The organism is Lactobacillus johnsonii, assembly GCF_014058685.1.
In the GTDB taxonomy this organism is placed as follows: domain Bacteria; phylum Bacillota; class Bacilli; order Lactobacillales; family Lactobacillaceae; genus Lactobacillus.
Genome location: NZ_CP059055.1, coordinates 1,073,234 through 1,094,087, shown reverse-complemented (window position 1 = coordinate 1,094,087; position 20,854 = coordinate 1,073,234). Strand labels below are relative to the sequence as shown.

Below are 20,854 nucleotides of genomic sequence, written 5' to 3'. Positions count from 1 at the left end.
TATTGATAAGTATTGTTAAGAGTAAATCATTTGGTCTTGCAGCTGCAATGACTTTAATTTGTTCCGTGGCAGGTATTTTTCTAGCAAAATTACCTTATGTCAACCTGATTGGTGCGTTGGTAATTGCCCTTTTATTAGGAATTTCGCTGCAGGTGTTACCAGTTGGGGTAAGAGAAGAAGCAGCACCAGGGATTGGTTTTATTTCTAATAAGTTTTTGAGATTAGGAATCATTTTACTGGGTTTTAGACTTAATCTTACTAAGCTAGCTGATGCTGGTATTAAAACAATTTTAGTTGCAATGCTAGGGGTAAGTGGAACGATTGTTTTGACTTACTGGCTTAGTAAAAAATTTGGGGCAGAAGATGAACTAGCAGTGTTATCAGCTTGTGGCTGCGGAATTTGTGGAGCAGCTGCTGTAATGGGCGTTTCCCCTCAAATTGAGAGTAGAGATGAAGAACGTAAAAGAGAAAACGAGGTACTTGCTGTTGCCGTAGTTTGTGTGATGGGAACAGTATTTACACTCTTAGAAATTGTGATTAAACCAATGCTTGGGTTAACAGATTCACAATTTGGTATTGTTGCTGGTGGATCTCTTCACGAAATTGCCCATGCTATTGCAGCTGGTAGTGCTTTTGGTGAAGCAAGTTTAGATAGTGCATTAATTATGAAATTATCACGTGTTTTACTTTTAGCACCAGTTGCTTTAATAATTGGATACTGGTACCAAAGAAGACTGGTAAAAGAAAGTGCGCAAGACCATACACAAGCACCTAAGAAATTACCAATTCCTTGGTTCTTAGGCGGATTTATTTTAACCAGTATTTTGGGTACTTTCTTACCATTCCCACCAGTAGTTTTAGATGGCTTAGTTCAAGCAGCATATGTATTTTTGGGGATGGCAATGGCCGCTTTAGGTATTTCAGTTAACTTCAGTGTTATCTTCAAACGTGGTGGTACCGTCTTTGGGGCTGCTGCAATTAGTTCTACTTGCTTGATGATCTTCATGATTATTATGAGTAAGTTATTCTTTTAAATAATGATAAAAAGCCGATTGCTTAGTGAAGAAGCAATCGGCTTTTTACATTTGATCATATTTACTCCATTGATCCTGCAATTTTTCAATTAAAGGCATAAGACGAGTTTGGTTTTGCTTTAAGTAGCAAGCATAGAACTTTTGATGAGCCACCTCATCTTAAATATTATATTGGAGAAAAATATAGTTAACTCCACAAAGTATTTACAAATACTTTGTGGAGTTTTTATAATTAGTTAAGTCATAATTGTTTTGTAGATGGGAGGGTTGAAAATGCTGCCAAACAAGAAAAAAACAAATAAGATCTATAGTGGGAATGTTAGTTTTACTCATATTTTTAATCCTGGTGAATGTATATCAGCAGAGATTAGATGTATATTGGACTAGTTTTTTGATTATCGGCGGAAGTCGATTGTTGATTGGAGTTATTTATAAAATTATAAAAGTCATCAAAGAATATTGAGTAATAGATAGCGCTACTGAGATATAAATTAACTATTTATGATTGATTTTGATCGAATTTCATGATATCTTAATTTTATCAATTGAAATTCACCTTTAGAAAGAAGGGTCGCTGTTGCGTCTTTAATCTTGCAAAACTAAGCATAGTTAAAATTATTCGTTTTTTATTAAAGGGATGAACTATGCACTTTTGACAAGATTATTAGACGGACATGATCTTCTTTTAATACATAAAAATATGAAGAGTCTGTACTTGTCATAAGTGCAGGCTCTTTTTTCGAGGTGATTTAAATGGGTAGTATTAAAATTTCGAATGTATCATTTAAATATGAAGATAGCAGCAACAATATTTTTAATAATTTAAATCTAGACTTAGATAGCTCTTGGAAGTTAGGATTAGTTGGTAGAAATGGACGAGGAAAAACAACTTTTCTTAATCTTTTACAGGGAAAATTAGTTGGAAGAGGTGAAATTCAAACTAAATTGAATTTTTCCTATTATCCAATTAGGATTAAGGATCCAGCTAATATCACTTTATACGAATTACAAGATCAAATTATGTTTGAACAATGGAAACTAGAGCGTGAGCTGAATTTAATGCACATTGACTCAAATTTAATCTGGCAGCCATTCAATACTTTAAGCGGTGGAGAACAGACCAAAATTTTATTAGCTTTATCATTTATTGATCAAAATTCTTTTCCTCTTATTGATGAGCCTACAAATCATTTAGATGAAGAAAGTCGTCAGGAAATCTGTAAATATTTAACTAAGCATCATAAAGGATATATTGTTGTAAGTCATGATCGTAATTTTTTAAATCAAGTAACTGATCATGTTTTAGCAATTAAAAATACTGAAATTCATTTATATCAAGGGACTTATGCAACATATGAACAAATTAAAGAAGCACGTGATGAATTCAATCGTGAAAAGAATGAAAAAATAGCTGGCGAAATTAAAAACTTACATAATCAAAAAGAACAATTTTATCATTGGGCACAAAAAATAGAAGCTAGAAAAAATTTGGGACAAAAAACACAATATATTCTTAACCGTAGAGCTAGAGTAAATAAGGCTGCGATTGGACATGCAGCTGCCAAAATGATGAAGAAATCTATTACACGTAGAAATAGAATGGATAAAAAGATTGAAGAACAAGAAGGATTGATGGTTAATATTGAAGATATACCAAAATTAACGATGAACTTTCAATCAAATTATCATTCTACTCTTCTTGAAACTAGAGGTTTAGGTCTGAAGGTAGAAAATAAACACCTATTTTCTAGTTTGAATTTGATAGTAAAAAATCATGGCATTGTTGCACTTGAAGGTAAAAATGGCTCTGGAAAATCCACTTTTTTAAAATTCTTATTGAATAAAGCCCCAGTAAACAGTAGCGGAAAATATCAGCTAGCTAATGGGTTAAGGATTTCGTATTTACCACAAGATTTCACAATACATAAAGGGAGTTTAAAGAATTTTGCGCTTCATCAAAAATTATCTTATAAAGATCTTCTGAATATTTTAAAAAAGATGGGCTTTCCTCGAACTAACTTTAATGTGCCAATTGAAGAGATGAGTATGGGACAACAGAAAAGAATTGCTTTAGCTAAATCACTACTTGAGCCAGCAGATTTGTATTTATGGGATGAACCAGCAAACTATCTAGATGTCTTTAATCAAGATCAATTGATTAATTTACTACAAGAAATAAAGCCAGCAATGCTTTTAATTGACCATGACCAGTATTTTATTAAACAAGTTGCCGATAAAAGAATTAAATTAGCAAATTAAACCATATTAAAAAATGGATAGGGGAAAAGAAACCTATCCATTTTTATTTACTTATTTAGTTATGTGGAAAAAATGATTAATTAAAATTCGAATTTTCTTGTAAAAATAGGGTGAGTACGATGATCTAAGTAGGCTGCTTCTTTTGGTGTAATTTCTAAAACCCGCAGATCTTCTTTTGCCCCTTCAATATCATCTGCATATATTTCATTTAAATAATCATTTTTTTCAAAAATCTCGTCAATATATTCATGTTCGACATTTTTAATTATTCCCCGGATTGAAAATCCACATGAATCCATCGTGCCATCTCCTTTGTACCCATTAATAATCACCTTAGGTTGATGGATCAAATCTTGAAAGAATGGATTTTGACTAGAGGTAACAATGTAGAGCTTACCATTTTTATTCAAAACTAGATCACAGACTTGAGCAGAAGGTGCACCATGATGTGTCGTAGCAACATCAACATTGTGAACTTCATTAGTCGCAAATTCTAAGAATTCTTCATTACTAGTTTGATTATTTAAGATACTAACCATGTCTATTCCTCACTTAAATTTATTTTTATTCAAGTTCTATTATAGAATGGATTTGTGATATATCTATATTAGAAGTATTTGATTCGAAGTTTTCTATAATTATATTTACTTGAAAGTATGTTGGCTTGTAAGTATACTTTTAATTTGTAAGTAGATATACAACCTATATTGGAAGAAGGAAGATTGCTGTGGCAGAAGAAAAATATTACGGTGCAAATGCAATTGTTGATAGCTTAATTAATCATGATGTTAAATTTGTCTTTGGAATTCCAGGTGCCAAAATTGATCGAGTATTTGAATTACTTGAACATTCTAAAGATCCACGTACGCCTAAATTTGTTTTAACGCGGCACGAACAAAATGCGGCCTTCATGGCGGCTGGAGTAGGAAGGATTACAGGAAAACCCGGTGTTGTCCTTACTACTTCAGGGCCGGGTGCATCAAATTTAGCAACTGGCTTAGTAACTGCTACAGCAGAAGGTGATCCCGTACTAGCTATTTCCGGCCAAGTGCAGCGAACAGATCTTCTGCGTTTAACTCACCAAAGTATGAAAAATGCAGCTTTATTTGCTCCGATTACTAAATATAGTGCCGAAGTTCAAGAGCCTGAGAATATTTCTGAGGTGATTGCTAACGCATATCAAGAAGCAGAGGCATCTAAGCAAGGGGCAAGTTTTGTTTCTGTTCCACAAGATGTAACTGATGCAGAAGTAAAGACGAGCGTGATTGCACCACTTGAGCCGCCAAAGTTAGGACCAGCTAGTCCAATTGAATCAACTTTACTTTCACAGCGTATTAAAGCCGCAAAGCTTCCTGTACTTTTGTTAGGAATGCGGGCATCTGATCCAGAAACTACCAGAGCTATCAGACGTTTAATTGCGGAAACTCATTTACCTGTAGTTGAAACTTTTCAAGGTGCTGGAATTATCCCACGTGAATTAGAGGATGATTTCTTCGGTCGTGTAGGTTTGTTTAGAAACCAACCGGGTGATCAATTGCTTAAAAAGAGTGATCTGGTTATTGCAATTGGTTATGATCCAATTGAATATGAGCCTCGAAACTGGAATTCTGATCGAAGCGCGAATATTGTTGTAATTGATTCGATGCGGGCAGAAATTGATAAAAATTATCAGCCTGAGCGAGAATTGGTTGGAGATATTTCTCAAACTTTAGACTTCCTCTTACCCTATATGAAGGGCTATTCCATGCCGAATGAATCTAAAGAGTATCTTGATTCATTACGTAAAACTTTGCAAAAACGTGATACACCACCTGCTGTGACTAAAGATCAAGTGAAAAGTCATCCCCTAAGTATTATCCAGGCCCTACAAGACCGAGTTACCGATGACATGACGGTAACAGTGGATGTTGGTAGTTTTTACATCTGGATGGCACGGCACTTTAGAAGTTATGAACCACGTCATTTGCTTTTTAGTAACGGAATGCAAACACTTGGAGTTGCTCTTCCTTGGGCGGTCGCAGCAGCTTTGGTAAGACCAAATACAAAAATTGTTTCTGTTTCTGGGGATGGAGGCTTCATGTTCTCCTCACAAGATTTAGAGACTGCTGTTCGATTAGGTTTGAATATTGTCCATATTATCTGGAATGATGGAAATTATGACATGGTTAAATTCCAAGAAGAATTAAAGTATGGCGATTCAGCAGCTGTTAAATTTGGCCCTGTAGACTTTGTTAAATATGCAGAAAGCTTTGGTGCTAAGGGTTACCGTGTAGAGAAAGCAGCTGACTTAGATAGGATTTTGGATAAGGCCTTTAAGGAAGATGGTCCAACTGTGGTTGATATACCAGTTGATTACAGTTTTAATCAAGAATTAGGAAAGACAATCTTAGAGGATCAACTGCATTAATGGAAGGTAGAAAAATTATGGCAAAATATGAAAGCAAGGTTTATCAACATGGTACTTTGGGGATGCTGGTGCCAGGATTGTTTGAAGGGACAATGACAGTTGCAGATCTGTTAAAACACGGTGACTGGGGCATTGGAACAGCTAGCGGCCTTGATGGTGAAATGATTTTACTTGATCATGTACCGTATTTAGCTCAAAGCAATGGTGAAATTAGAATCTTAAAACCAGAAGAAAAGGTCCCATTTGCGACAGTTCACTTTGAAGAGATAAAAGATAGTTTTAAGGTCGAAAATTTAACTCAAAAAGAATTAGAAGATAAAATTCTAGTTGATTACCCTTATAAAAATGTCTTTTTCGCAGTTAAAATTGTGGGAATTTTTTCAACTGTTAAAACAAGAGTAGTTGAAAAGCAGACAAGGCCTTACAAGACTTTATTGCAGGTAGCAGATGAACAAGCTGTTTTTGAATCTACTGATGTTTCTGGTACAGTCATAGGTTACTTTGCACCGAAGATGTTCCAAGGAATGGCAGCTGCTGGATACCATTTGCATTTTTTAGCAGATAATAAGTCAATTGGTGGGCACTTATTAGACTTTAAGATAAAAGAAGCAACTGTTTATTTACAACCATTTACTACTATTGAGCAACATTTGCCAATGGATAACCAAGAATTTTTGAACAAAGATTTGGATATTGCTGATATGCATGATCAAATCCAAAAGGCGGAAGGATAAAAAAGCAGATCATTACCGTTAATTATGGTAGTGGTCTGCTTCTTTTTATAATTTATTATTTAACTGCTTTACCTGGATTTTTACTTGATGGTAGATACAGAACCAAATAATTACGTACCCGATGATATACAGTGCGGTAAAAACTAGAAATGGGATAAGTTGTAACTCTATCCAATTATTAAAAACATAAAAGAGAAGGTAGTCAATGTAAATTACAATCGCATCAATCATAGTTGCAAGTCCAAGAGAGATTTTTTCAACTTTAAAGACTGCGCTGATACCTCCTGCGATAAAGGCTAGTAATAAACTGGAAAGAATATTTTTATTTACGTTTTGAATCGAAATAGTATGGAAGTTAATGGTAAAAGAATAAATATAATAAAAAATCACAAGAATTAAGGGGCCAAAGCCTGCAGCTTTTAGGCCGCTTTTAATAAAATTTTTGATAAAATCTTTCATTTTAATTCAGTTCCTTCCTAATTTTAGAAAAACAACGTCTTGAAACATAGTCGCTTAATCCATTTGTCATAATGACATTTACCCCAGAAGTTTTTGTTTCTTTAAATTCATCGATATAAAAGCGATTTATAATAGTAGACTTATTGATACGCCAAAAATTAGTGGGGAGGGTCTCTTCTATTTGGTAGAGTCTTTTTCTGATGTGGTATTGCTTCTTATTGCAGATAGCAAAAACCTTATTTTCAATAATTGTAAACATCATAATATTGTCTAAGTTAAGCATAATTAAATCTTTGTCATCATAGGCAGGTATTATATTTGAATTGCCATTTGATAAAACGAATTGCTCTAATTGAGTAGAAAAATCACTTTTTCGATGGACGGTAGCTTCGACAATTTCCTGACTGTTTGGATTAATAAATAACTTAAATTTCATTTCTTACTCCTTTCAAGTTAAATTATATCGATATAGGAGATTTTTACTTTGTTTTATCAGTCATCGGTCGAAATTGACTTTTAATCGGTAATAATATTTTGATTTCAAAAATATAAAATTACGAAAGCAAGTGTTGACCCTTTTTGTTATTTAAATGAAATAATATTACGCACTAATAAAATTATTAATTAAATATTATGCAATATGCTTATTAGCACAATACTATTTATAGGAAGATTTAATTCTAAAGAAAGTCATATAAATTATCTAAGAGTATAGAATAAGAAAAGATTAAGTGTTACTATATCACTTGTAATTAATTTTAGATAATAGTACATTAACAGTGATGAGGAGCATTTATGTTAAGTAGTAAAAGGGATGATAAAAGTAAGGTTAAATAGATTTAAAATTTAAGCTAATTTAAATAAATAACTTGTCTAATTAAACAAACTTAAATTTTGAAGTTGGAGGAAAATATGGTTTCAAAAAACAATATTGAAATGAAATATAAAAAAATGAGAGACGAAAAACAACGTTTCTCAATTCGTAAATTTAGTGTGGGAGCTGCATCCGTTTTAATCGGGTTAAGTTTTAGTTTATATAACGGACAACAAGCATCTGCTGATACTGTTGATAATGGCAATAAGTCTGTTGTAGCAAATGCACAAGATAAAGAACAAACAGACAGTAATCAACCTGCTGATACTAATACTCACAATAACGAAGATAAAACAAATAATAATCAAGCTCGAAGTACAGTAACTGATAATCTTGGTCACAGTACTGTTGTTGCTAGTTACAAGGCTGATACCACTAATAAGGCTAGCGAAGCTAATAATAGTAGTGAAAATACTGAAAGTAAGTCAGATGAAAAGCAAGCTGTAACTACTGAAACTGCTAAAACTGAAGAAGCTGCTACTAAGGAAGTAGAAGCAAAGAATACTACAAATGATGATGTAGCTAAGAAAACTGAAGAAGCAGCTGCTAAGACAGATACTAAGGTCGATGTTAATAAAGCAGTAGTAGAAAATGTAAAGACTGAAGCTACTACTCCTAGTGTAGAGACTAAGAATACTGAAACTCAAACCGCAAAGACTGACGAAGAAAAAGTAGAAACAGCAGTTGACAATACTTCTTCTGATTTAAAAAACGCAGTAGAGAATGCAACTACTGAGGTTTCAACTAATACGTTTAATGTAAATGAAGCAGTTTTAAATGTATCATTCCTTAGTACGCGAGCAGCTACTGAAAGCAAAGTGGCAACTAGAGTACTTGCAGCTGAACCAGAAGATCCTAATGCAGTAACAGTTAATGATGCGAAGGGATTTATTAATGCAATTAAAAATGGTACTGCTACTACTATTAATGTTGCTAGAGATCTTAATTTGGCAGAACAAACAGATAGGAAATATACAGAAATTACGATCAAGAATAAGCGTGATATTGTAATTCAATCAGATAATCCAGAAGAAAAACGTACAATTGACTTCTCTGGATATTCATTTGATATGGATACACAGAATTCCGTCACCTTTAAAGACTTGAACATTTATGCTCGTAGTTACTGGGGACTTGTTTATAATGCTGGTGGATACACATTTGATAATGTTAACTTTACGGGTTCACAACTTATCTATACCAAACCATGGATTAATTCAACCTTAACATTTAAGAATAATATTACTGCAAATTCTGTCTCATCATATGTAGGACCACTTGATGGTAAAACACGCGATACTCAACAAAATGGTGGGCAGCAAATTCTTCAATTTGAAGGTGGAACAAATCAAATTATTTTTGATGAAAACAGTAATGTGACCTTAACAACAGAAGATGCTAATGCTCTTGAAATTGACGACGGCACCACAACAATTGAAGCTAAAAATGGTGCAAATGTAACTATTAATCCACACTCTAAGGGTAATCCAGAAAATCGTAATGGTATTGGAACTGGATCAATTGCGCGTGCGATTGCTTCAAACGCTAACACTACAATTAACGTTGATAAGGGTGCTAACTTAACTATTAATACTGAAAAAGCTAGCGGTGATAGCAATGTAGCTGGTGCTTTATATTTAAATTCTGATGCCAAGTTTAATGTAAATGGTAATTTGAATATCAATTCAAACGGGACTCCAAGTACTAAAAATAATGGTTACCCAGTATACATTGCAGGTAATGCAGCAATTAATGTTGGTAATGGTGGTAAGTTTAATTTAAGTGCTACCAATACTGGAAGTTACAGCGATAATTTGATGTCAATTTCTGGTAAGGGAACAGTTAAACTTGCGCCTCACTCTAACTTTAAGATTAGTGCTGACGGTACAGGTGCTTTAACTGCTATCAATTTATCATCTGGGAGCACCTTCACCTCGGATCAACCAGATGTATTTACTATTGATCTTTCTCAAAACACCAGTACTGGCAAATCATTAATTAAAAACGGTACTATCAATTTTAGTCGTGTTAAGACGGTGGCGACTGATGGGACTACTTCAGAGCCTTTAGGCAAAATTGATGTAACTTATGATAGAGTGACGACATATACAATAACTTCTTTAAATGAAGATACTGTTAAGCAAGTTGGAGAAGGTCTTGCTAACAAGAACTTGATTGATTTTGTTAAGGCTGGTGAAGACGTAACTCTATCTAACCTTCATTTAAGCAAGGATAATGTATTGACTGGTACTGTTGCTTCAAGTGGTAGTGACAATCCAATTTATGTAACTGTTACTGTTGGTGGGGTAAGCACTAATATACCAGTACTCAACTATTACACTGTTTACACCAATACTAATGGCACAGTAACTTCAAACAATGTTGATTACGCTGCACAAACTGCTTCAACTGGTGGTGATTTCTCTATTGATTTATCCAAGCTTGCAAGTAGTTTGACTAATGATGCACAAGTTGCAGTTACTGCTACAAAAGATTTCGTTGAAGCAGCTCAAACTAAAAGTGTGGCAGCCCTACGTGCGCTTAATACTACTACTCTTAAAGAATTAGTAGATGCTGCTCCAGCAGAAGAAGCAAAGCCAAGCTACTACAACGCTACTGCAGAAGCTCAGGGGGCATATACTAAGGCAATTACAGCTGGTAAAAATATTCTTGATAATCCAAATAATTACGATCAAGTTGACGTTGATAATGCCGTAACTGCAATTCAAAATGCTCAAAAAGCTTTAACTGGTGAACCTACAAACAAGACTGAACTTCAAGATGCTATTAACCAAGCATCAACAGTAGAATCAAGCGATAATTACACCAATGCTGATTCTAATTTACAAAAAGCCTACACTGATGCAATTAGCGCAGGTCAAAAAGTTTTGAGTAACGATAATGCTACTCAAACAGAAGTAGATAATGCATTGACCACCATTAATAATGCAAAAGATGCTTTGAATGGTGATGCTAAGAAAGCAGCAAGTAAGGAAGCCCTTCAAAAAGCAGTTGATGAAGCACCTACTGTAAAATCAGATGATGCGGCATACTACAATGGTTCTGCTGAAGCTAAAACTGCTTATGACAATGCAATCACTGCAGGTCAAACAGTTTTAGATAATCCAGATGCAACTGCTACTCAAATTACTGATGCTTTAAATGCCATTAATACTGCTAAGGGTAATCTTAAGGGTGAAGCAACTGATAAAGCAGCGCTTCAAACAGCAGTTGACAATTCTGCAACTGTAAAAGAAAGCAATAACTATACTAATGCAGACCAAACTCAAAAGACTGCATATGATAAAGCAGTTACAGCTGCACAAACAGTTTTAGATAAAACTAATGCAACTCAAGCAGAAGTGAACCAAGCTCTTCAAGATCTTGAAATTGCAAATCGTAACCTAAATGGTGATGCTAAGACTGAAGCTGCAAACAAGGCTGCCTTAGAAGCTGCTGTTAAGGATGCGCCAAATGTAAGAAATACACCTGCATACTACAACGGTAGTGAAGAAACCCAAACAGCATATAATAATGCAATTACTGCTGGTCAAACAGTTTTGAATGAAGCAAATCCATCTGCAAGTGAAGTTAAGAATGCTTTAGATGCAATTAATGCAGCAAAAGATAACCTTAAAGGTAAGGCTACTAACACTGAAGCTTTGGAAACGGCTTTAACCAATGCTAATAATGCTAAGGAAACTGGTAATTACACTAATGCCGACCAAGCAAATCAAGAAGCCCTTAATAATGCGATTATTGCTGGTCAAGAGATTTTAAAGAATACTAGTGCAACTCAGGCGCAAGTAGACAGTGCAGCAAAGGCTATTACTGATGCAATTAGTGGTTTGAATGGGGATACTAACCTTGCAAATGCTAAGACTGCTGCTACTGAAGATATTCAAAAGGCTTTAGATACTAAGACTACCGAAATCACTGACGCTACTAATATTGATCAAGCTACTAAGGATCAATTAATTGCCGATGCTAAGAAGGCAGCAGAGGATGCTAATACTGCGATTAATCAATCAACCGATACTGATACAGTTAATACTGCTAAAACTGAAGGGATTGCTAACATCAATAAGGTAACAGTTCCAAGTTTAGCCGATGCTAAAACTAAGGCAGCCAAAGAAATTGATCAAGCATTAACTGATAAGACCAAGGAAATCAATAACGCTGAAAATATTGATCAAACAACAAAAGATCAGTTAATTAAAGAAGCAACTGATGCAGCAAATACAGCAAAGGATGCTATTGAAAAATCTACAACTAATGACGAAGCAACTAAAGCAGGCCAAGCTGGTGTAGATGCAATTACCAATGTAAAGGTACCAAGCGTTACTGATAGTCAAAATGCTGCAAAAGAAGTAATTGATGATGCTCTTAACGCTAAGACTAAGGAAATCAACGATGCTAACAATATTGATCAAACAACTAAGGATCAATTAATCAAAGAGGCAACCGATGCAGCTAATAAGGCTAAAGAAGCCATTGATAAAGCAACTACAGCTGACGCAATTAAGACTGCACAAGATGAAGGAACAACTAATATTAATAATGTTACTGTTCCAAGCTTGGAGGATGCCAAGAAGGCAGCTAATAAAGCAGTAGATGATGCTCTTACTGCTCAAACTGAGGTAATTAATAAAGCTAATAATCTTAGTGATGCAGAAAAGAAAGATTTAATTGATCAAGTAACTGCTGAAGCCAATAAGGCTAAAGAAAATATTGAAACTGCTACAACAAACAATGAGGCAGCTCAAGCTGGTCAAGCTGGTGTGGATGCAATTAAGAAGATTGTTCCAACAAGCTTAGATACTGTGAAATCTGATGCAAATAAAGCAATTGACGATGCTCTAACTAAGAAATTAGAAGAGATCAATTCCGCTAATGATTTAACTACTGATGAAAAGACTGCATTGACACAAGAAGCCAATACAGCTGCAGATAAGGCAAAAGAAGAAATTACCAATGCAACGACTAATGATGCTGTAATTGAAGCACAAAATAATGGTGTTACTGCAATTGATGGCATTAAAGTTCCAACTGAATCAGCAGTCAAAGAAGCAGCTAAGCAGGCAGTAGCCGACGCAGCAACTGCAAAGAATCAAGCAATTGATGCTTCAAACTTAACAGATGAAGAAAAAGCTGCCTTGAAGCAAAAGGTTACTGATGCCCAAAATGCTGCAGATCAAGCAATTGACAATGCAACAACAAATGCGGCAGTAACTGAAGCACAAACCAATGGTATTAAGGCAATTAATGGTATTGAAGTAACTACCTCAACTGTTAAAGAAGCAGCTAAGAAGGCAGTAGCCGACGCAGCAACTGCAAAGAACAATGCAATTGATGCTTCAAACTTAACAGATGAAGAAAAAGCTGCCTTAAAGCAAAAAGTTACAGATGCACAAAATGCTGCAGATCAAGCAATTGACAACGCAACAACAAATGTAGCAGTGACTGAAGCACAAACCAATGGTGTCAATGCAATTAATGGTATTGAAGTACCAACTACATCAGCTACTAAGGAACACGCCATAACTGACCTTAATGCGGCTGTTGATGATGCTAAGAAAGCAATTGATCAAGATAGTAACTTGACTGATGAAGAGAAGCAAGCAGCTAAGGATCAAATTGATAGGGATGCTACTAAAGCACAAGAAGCAATCAATAATGCCAAAACTAACGATGATGTTAAGAAGGCGGGTGACGCTGGTACATTAGCAATTGATAAAGACGTTGCTAATGCAGCCATTGATAACGCAGTTGCTGGGAAGAAGGCCGAAATTTCCAAGACCCCATTAACAGATGAAGAAAAGACTGCTTTGAACAATGAAGTAGATCAAAAAGCTCAAGAGGCTAAAGAAGCAATCAATAATGCCACTACTCCAGAAGCAGTAACAACTGCTCAAGACAGTGGTGTTAATAACATTAATGAAACTTCAGTGCCATCTGAATCAGCAGCAAAACAAGCAGCTAAGGAAGCTGTGGCTAAGGCAGTTGATGAAAAGAATGCAGCAATTGATTCTTCAAACTTAACCGAAGAAGAAAAAGAAGCTTTGAAGCAAAAGGTTACTGAAGCACAAACAGCTGCAGATCAAGCAATTGATAATGCAACTACCAACGCTGGAGTAACTGAAGCACAAACCAATGGTGTGAATGCAATTAATGGTATTGAAGTACCGAATAAATCAGATGCTAAAGAACAAGCCATAACTGATCTTAATACTGCTGTTGATAATGCTAAGAAAGCAATTGATCAAGATAGCAACTTAACAGATGAAGAAAAACAAGCAGCTAAAGATCAAATTGATGCTGATGCTAAGAATGCTCAAGATGCCATCAACAATGCAAAGACTAATGATGATGTTAAGAAGGCAGCTTATGACGGTACATTAGCAATTGATAAAGACGTTGCTAATGCAGCCATTGATAACGCAGTCGCTGGTAAGAAAGCAGAAATTTCTAACTCATCATTAACAGACGAAGAAAAGACTGCTTTAAACAATGAAGTCGATCAAAAGGCAAATAGTGCTAAAGATGCAATTAACAATGCAACTACTCCAGAAGCAGTAACTACTGCACAAGGAAATGGCATTAAGAATATCAATGCAACTTCCGTACCAACTACATCAACAGCTAAAGAAGCAGCTAAGAAGGCAGTAGCAGAAGCTGCAGAAGCCAAGAACAGTGCAATCGACTCGTCAAACTTAACAGATGAAGAAAAAGCTGCATTGAAACAAAAAGTTACTGAAGCACAAAATGGCGCAGATCACGCTATCGATAATGCAACTACCAACGCAGCCGTAACTGAAGCTAAAGACAATGGTATTAGTGCAATTGACGGCATTGAAGTTCCAATTACATCAGCTACTAAGGAACAAGCCATAACTGATCTTAATACGGCTGTTGATGACGCTAAGAAGACAATTGATCAAGATAACAACTTAACTGATGAACAAAAACAAGCAGCTAAAGATCAAATTGATTCTGATGCTAAGACTGCCCAAGATGCCATCAACAATGCTAAGACTGATAATGACGTAAACAATGCAGTTAACAGTGGTAAGGTTGCCATTAACAAAGATGTTGCTAATGCAGCTATCGACAATGCAGTTGCTGGTAAGCTTAAGGAGCTCCAAGATCCATTAACTACTGAAGAAAAACAAGCTTACACTGATTTAATTAACTCTGAAGCAACTAATGCAAAACAAAATATTGCTAATGCAACTACTGTTGAAGCAGTAACTACTGCACAAACAAATGGTGTAAATGAAATTACTAATACCGAAATTCCAACTACTTCTTCCGCCAAAGAAAAGGCAATTGCTGCCATCAATGATGCTCTTCAAACGAAGACCGACGAAATCAACAACGCATCTAATATCAACACTCAAGAAAAGACTGATTTAATTAATCAAGCAACTGAAGCAGCCAATGCAGCTAAGAACAATATCAACAACGCCACTACTAATGCTGATGTTGATACTGCACAAATAAAGGGTGAAAAAGCAATTGCTGATGTAACAGTTCCAAACTTGTCTGATGTTAAGAAAGAAAGTATTGATCTAATTAACAAAGCTTTAGATGCCAAGACTAATGAAATCAATAATGCTTCTAACCTTTCTCAAGATGAAAAGCAAGGTTTGATCAATGATGCAACTAATGCCGCAACTGAGGCAATTAACAACGTCAACCAAGCTCAAACAAATGACGATGCTAAAGCTGCTGCAACTACTGGCGTTCAAAACATCGAAAACATTACTATTCCAACTCTTGATGAAGCGAAGAAGAACGCTAACCAAGCTATTGATGATGCATTGAACTCTAAAGTAAATGAGATTAACAATGCTTCTAACTTGAATGAAACTGAAAAGCAAAAATTAGTTGATCAGGCAAATGAAGCAGCAACTACTGCTAAGAATAATGTTGAAAAGGCCACTACCAATGATGATGCTCGCGATGCAGCTAATGCTGGAATTGATAACATTAAAGGTATTACCTTTACTTCACTAGAAGATGCTAAAAATGCAGCAAACACTGCAATTGACAATGCTTTGCAAGTTAAGACAGATGAAATTAATAATGCATCTAACTTAAGTACTGAAGAAAAGCAAGACTTAATCAATCAAGCAAGTGAAGTAGCTAAAAATGCAAAAGACAATATCAACAATGCAACTACCAATGATGCTGTAACTGAAGCACAAAATAAGGGTATTGCAGATATTGCCAATGTGACTGTTCCAAGCTTAGATCAAGTTAAACAAGATGCAATCAATGCAATTAAGCAAGTTCAAGATGCTAAGAATAAGCAAATCTCTGCTGCATCTAACTTAAGCACTGAAGAGCAAAAAGAATTAAGTGATCAAGTAGATAAAATTGCTAACGATGCAATTGCTCAGATTAATGATTCATCAACTACTACAAATGATGCAGTTACTGCAACCCGTGATGATGCAATCAAGCAAATTACTGATCTATTTATTCCAACTCTAGACGGTGCACAAACAGATGCTCTTAATGCAATTGAAAGTGCTAAGAATGCTAAACTAAATGACATTAACAACGCTACTCACTTAACTGATCAAGAAAAGCAAGCTTTAGTTGATCAAACCAATAAAGTGGCTGATGATGCAACTAAGGAAATTAAGGCTGCTCAAACAAATGACGCAGTCAAGAGTGCAGAAACAGCTGGCTTAGATAACATTAATAACATTGCTATTCCAACTTTAGTTCAGAAGCAACAAGAAGCTATTGAAGAATTGAATGTAGCACGTGATGCTAAGAGTAGTGCAATTGATAATGCTACTGATTTAACTACTGATGAAAAGAACAGCTTGAAAGATAAAGTTCAAGCAGAATACAGTAACGCGGTATCAAATATCACCAGTGCAACAACTGATGAAGCAGTAACAACTGCTAAAGAAAACGGCATCGCAGCAATTAAAGACATTCAAATTCCAACTAAGTCACCTGCTAAGGAACAAGCAACAAGTGACCTTAATACTGCAGTTGATGAAGCTAAGAACGCAATCGATCAAGACAACAACTTGACTGATGAAGAGAAGCAAGCAGCTAAGGATCAAATTGATTCTGATGCTAAGAAGGCGCAAGAAGCAATTGATAATGCTACTACTGATGATGAGGTTAATACGGCTGTTGATAATGGTAAGCTTGCCATTGATAAAGATGTTGCTAATGCAGCAATCGATAATGCAGTTTCTGGTAAGAAGAACGAAATTTCTAAATCACTATTAACTGATGAAGAAAAGGCTGCTTTAAACGATGAAGTAGATGAAAAGGCACAAGCTGCTAAAGACGCAATCAATAATGCCATTACTCCAGAAGCTGTAAGTACTGCACAAGAAAATGGTATTAAGAAGATCAATGATACTGAAGTACCAACCGAATCAGCAGCCAAAGAAGCTGCTAAGAAGGCAGTAGCAGAAGCTGCTGAAGCTAAGAACAATGCAATCGATTCTTCAAACTTAACAGCTGAAGAAAAAGCTGCATTGAAGCAAGAAGTTACTGAAGCACAAAACGCAGCAGATAGAGCAATAGATGCCGCAACTACAAACACGGCAGTAACTGAAGCTCAGGACAAGGGTGTTAAGGCAATTGATAATGTTACTGTACCAACTGAATCAGCAGCCAAAGAAGCTGCTAAGAAGGCAGTAGCAGAAGTTGCAGAAGCTAAAAACAATGCAATTGATTCTTCAAACTTAACAGCTGAAGAAAAAGCTGCATTGAAACAAGAAGTAGCTGAAGCACAAAATGCTGCTAATACTACCATTGATAATGCAACTACCAACGCTGCAGTTACTGAAGCAGAAGACAATGGTATTAAAGCAATTAATTCTATTGAAGTACCAACTAAGTCGGATGCTAAGGAGCAAGCAACAAGTGCCCTTAATACCGCAGTTGATGAAGCTAAGAAGGCAATCGACCAAGATAGCAACTTGACTGATGAAGAGAAGCAAGCAGCTAAGGATCAAATTGATTCTGACGCTAAGAAGGCTCAAGAAGCCATTGATAATGCTAAGACTAACGACGATGTTAAGAAAACAATCGATGACGGTACATTAGCAATTGATAAAGACGTTGCTAATGCGGCTATCGCTAATGCAGTTGCTGGCAAGAAGGCTGAAATTTCTAAGTCACCATTAACAGCTGAAGAAAAGACTGCTTTAAACAATGAAGTCGACCAAAAAGCCCAAGATGCTAAAGAATCAATCAATAATGCAACTACTCCAGAAGCTGTAACTACTGCACAAGAAAATGGCATTCAGAATATTAATAATACTGAAGTGCCAACTGAATCAGCCGCCAAAGAAGCAGCTAAGAAGGCAGTAGCCGAGGCTGCAGACGCAAAGAACAATGCAATTGATTCTTCAAACTTAACAGCTGAAGAAAAAGCTGCATTGAAGCAAGAAGTTAGTGATGCTCAAAGTGCCGCAGATCAAGCCATTGATAATGCAACTACTAATGCAGCAGTAACTGAAGCACAAAACAATGGTATTGATAAGATCAATAGCATTAAAGTTTCTGATAAGTCAGCTGCTAAAGAACAAGCAACCACTGACCTTAACAACCAAGTTGATGAAGCTAAGAAGGCAATTGATCAAGATAACAACTTGACTGATGAAGAGAAGCAAGCAGCTAAGGATCAAATTGACTCTGATGCTAAGAAAGCTCAAGATGCCATCGACAATGCTAAGACTAATGATGATGTTAAGAAGGCAGTTGATGATGGAAAATTAGTAATTGATAAAGATGTTGCCAATGCTGCTATCGATAACGCAGTTGCTGGTAAGCTTAAGGAAATCAATGATTCACTAACAAATGAAGAAAAACAAGCTTACACTGATCTAATCAATAATGAAGCAGATAATGCAAAACAAAAGATTGCAGAAGCAACTACTCCTGAAGAAGTAACTCGTGCTCAAGAAGAAGGAGTTAAGGACATTAATAACATTAACGTTCCAACTACTTCTCCAGCTAAGGACGTAGCAAATGCTGCAATTGATCAGGCTTTGAAGAATAAGGAAGATGAAATTAATAATGCAACTAATATTTCTTCTGAAGAAAAGGCTGATTTAATTAAGCAAGCAACTGAAGCTGCAACTACTGCTAAAGATAATATCAACAATGCAACTACTAATTCAGAAGTTGAAACTGCTCAAGTTGATGGTGAAAAAGCTATTGCAGACGTTACTGTTCCAGGTTTATCCGATATCAAGAAGGAAAGCATTGATCTTATCAACAAAGCCTTAAATGAAAAGCAAGATGAAATCAATAACGCTTCTAACTTGAGTCAAGACGAAAAGCAAGAGCTTATTGATCAAGCAAAGAAGGTTGCTACTGAAGCAATTGATGAAATCAACAATGCTCAAACAAACAATGAAGCTAAGCAAGCTGCAGATACTGGCGTTAAGAACATTGAAAATGTTTCAATTCCAAGTATTGAAGATGCTAAGAAGAATGCAACTCAAGCAATTGATGATGCTTTGAATTCTAAGAAGAATGAAATTAACAACGCATCTAACTTACCTGATTCAGAAAAGACTGATTTAATTAATCAAGCAACTGAAATTGCCAATGCTGCTAAGGATGCTATCAACAGTGCAACTACTAATACTGCAGTTGAAACTGCCGAAGATAAAGGTGTTGCTGATATTAACAATATTCACTTCACTAACTTAGAAGATTCTAAAAATGCAGCAAATAGTGCGATTGAAGATGCTTTGAACACTAAGAAGGATGAAATTAATAATGCATCTAACTTGAGTGATTCAGAAAAAGCTAAGTTAATCAATCAAGCAACTGAAATTGCCAAGGTTGCTAAGGATGCTATCAACAATGCAACTACTAATACGGCTGTTACTGCGGCAGAAAACAAGGGAATTGAAGATATTGCAAATGTTAATGTTCCAAGTTTATCTGAAACTAAGCAGGCAGCAATTGACGCAATTAAGCAAGTTCAAAAAGCTAAGAACAGTCAAATTGAAGAAGCAAAGAATCTAAGTGCAGACGAGCAAAAGAACTTAATTGATCAAGTAAATAAGATTGCTCAAGACGCAATTAATAAGCTTAACGATTCAGCAACAACTACAAATGAAGTTATTACTGACACTCGTGATAAAGCAATTGATAAAATTACTAACTTGTTCATTCCAACCTTAGATAGTGTCCAAAAAGATGCTCAGGAAGCAATTAACTCTGCTAAGGAAGCTAAGATTGAGGAAATCAATAAGGCCGATAATTTAACTGATCAAATGAGGCAAAACTTAATTGACCAAGTAGATCAAGTTGCTGATAAGGCTACTAAGGCCATTAATAATGCTCAAACAAACGATGATGTTAAAGAAGCAGAAATCAAGGGCTTAGAAGATATTGATAGCATTAAAGTTCCAAGCTTAGTTGAAAGTAAGGATGATGCTATTAAGGAAATCAATGATGCTTTGAAGAAGAAGACTGATGAAATCAATGCAGCTGATCTTGATCAAAAGCAAAAAGACGAATTAATCAGTCAAATTACTGATATTGCTACAGAGACTAAGACCAAGGTATTCAATGCTACAACTAATGCAGAAGTTGATGCTGAAGCCGAAGCTGGTATTAAAGCCATCGAAGCTGTGAAGATTCCGGCTCGTACTGCTAACAACAGCAATACTGAAAGTCATGATTCTTCAACTAATGTAACTCCAGATCACCATAATGAAGAAAACAATACTGCTCAGAACACTAACCAAGTAAGCACTAATACTGAGAGTGAAAGTAAGGAACAAACTGTAATTACAAATTCAGTTCAACCTAAGAGAAATGCTGTTCGTCATAAGAATGGCTCTCCAGTAAACAAGAAGGCTACTTTACCACAAACTGGTAAGAAGGATAACTCTAACTTAACGTTAGCCGGAGCTGCACTTCTTGGTTTAGCAGGTGTATTCTCATTGTTTGGATTAGGAGACAAGAGAAAAAAGAATAAATAGTCAACATCGTTGATACGAAAAAGAGCGATACTCCCTAAAGTGGAATATCGCCTTTTTTGTTTGGAAATGTTAAAAAGGCAGAAGCACAATTAAAT

8 protein-coding genes are annotated in these 20,854 nt (G+C 35.6%); 5 read left to right on the top strand and 3 right to left on the bottom strand.

Annotation, left to right across the window (positions count from 1 at the left end):
- Window positions 1–2 precede the first annotated feature (2 nt).
- Together H0I41_RS05055 and abc-f are read left to right on the top strand one after the other, a co-directional pair.
- Complete coding sequence (locus H0I41_RS05055) at window positions 3–1,034, top strand: YeiH family protein (RefSeq protein ID WP_053107389.1); 1,032 nt, start codon at window positions 3–5, stop codon at window positions 1,032–1,034.
- Between the two features lie 753 nt (window positions 1,035–1,787).
- Window positions 1,788–3,293 carry a ribosomal protection-like ABC-F family protein gene (gene abc-f / locus H0I41_RS05050; protein WP_135014476.1) on the top strand — a complete coding sequence of 502 codons (1,506 nt, stop codon included), beginning with the start codon at window positions 1,788–1,790 and terminating at the stop codon, window positions 3,291–3,293.
- 80 nt (window positions 3,294–3,373) lie between these two features.
- Here the strand turns inward: abc-f and H0I41_RS05045 are convergent, their stop codons facing one another.
- Window positions 3,374–3,832: a hypothetical protein gene (locus H0I41_RS05045; protein WP_011161962.1), complete on the bottom strand. Its 459-nt coding sequence runs from the start codon at window positions 3,830–3,832 to the stop codon at window positions 3,374–3,376.
- Window positions 3,833–4,020: 188 nt separating this feature from the next.
- Between H0I41_RS05045 and alsS the strand changes: the two genes are divergently transcribed.
- Together alsS and budA are read left to right on the top strand one after the other, a co-directional pair.
- Window positions 4,021–5,700: an acetolactate synthase AlsS gene (gene alsS, locus H0I41_RS05040; RefSeq protein ID WP_011161963.1), complete on the top strand. Its 1,680-nt coding sequence runs from the start codon at window positions 4,021–4,023 to the stop codon at window positions 5,698–5,700.
- Between the two features lie 17 nt (window positions 5,701–5,717).
- Window positions 5,718–6,434, top strand: a complete 717-nt coding sequence (gene budA, locus H0I41_RS05035; protein ID WP_135014475.1) for an acetolactate decarboxylase — start codon at window positions 5,718–5,720, stop codon at window positions 6,432–6,434.
- Window positions 6,435–6,479: 45 nt separating this feature from the next.
- On the opposite strand, the gene H0I41_RS05030 is transcribed toward budA, so the two are convergent.
- Window positions 6,480–6,893 (bottom strand): DUF3021 domain-containing protein, encoded by a 414-nt coding sequence (locus H0I41_RS05030; protein WP_086874853.1) that lies wholly within the window; start codon window positions 6,891–6,893, stop codon window positions 6,480–6,482.
- A gap of 1 nt (window position 6,894) precedes the next feature.
- Entirely contained in the window at window positions 6,895–7,329 is a 435-nt protein-coding gene (locus H0I41_RS05025) for a LytTR family DNA-binding domain-containing protein (protein WP_135014474.1), read from the bottom strand.
- Window positions 7,330–7,805: 476 nt separating this feature from the next.
- Here H0I41_RS05025 and H0I41_RS05020 point away from each other — a divergent pair, with 476 nt between their 5' ends.
- Window positions 7,806–20,759 (top strand): DUF1542 domain-containing protein, encoded by a 12,954-nt coding sequence (locus H0I41_RS05020; RefSeq protein ID WP_182094491.1) that lies wholly within the window; start codon window positions 7,806–7,808, stop codon window positions 20,757–20,759.
- Window positions 20,760–20,854: the final 95 nt, after the last annotated feature.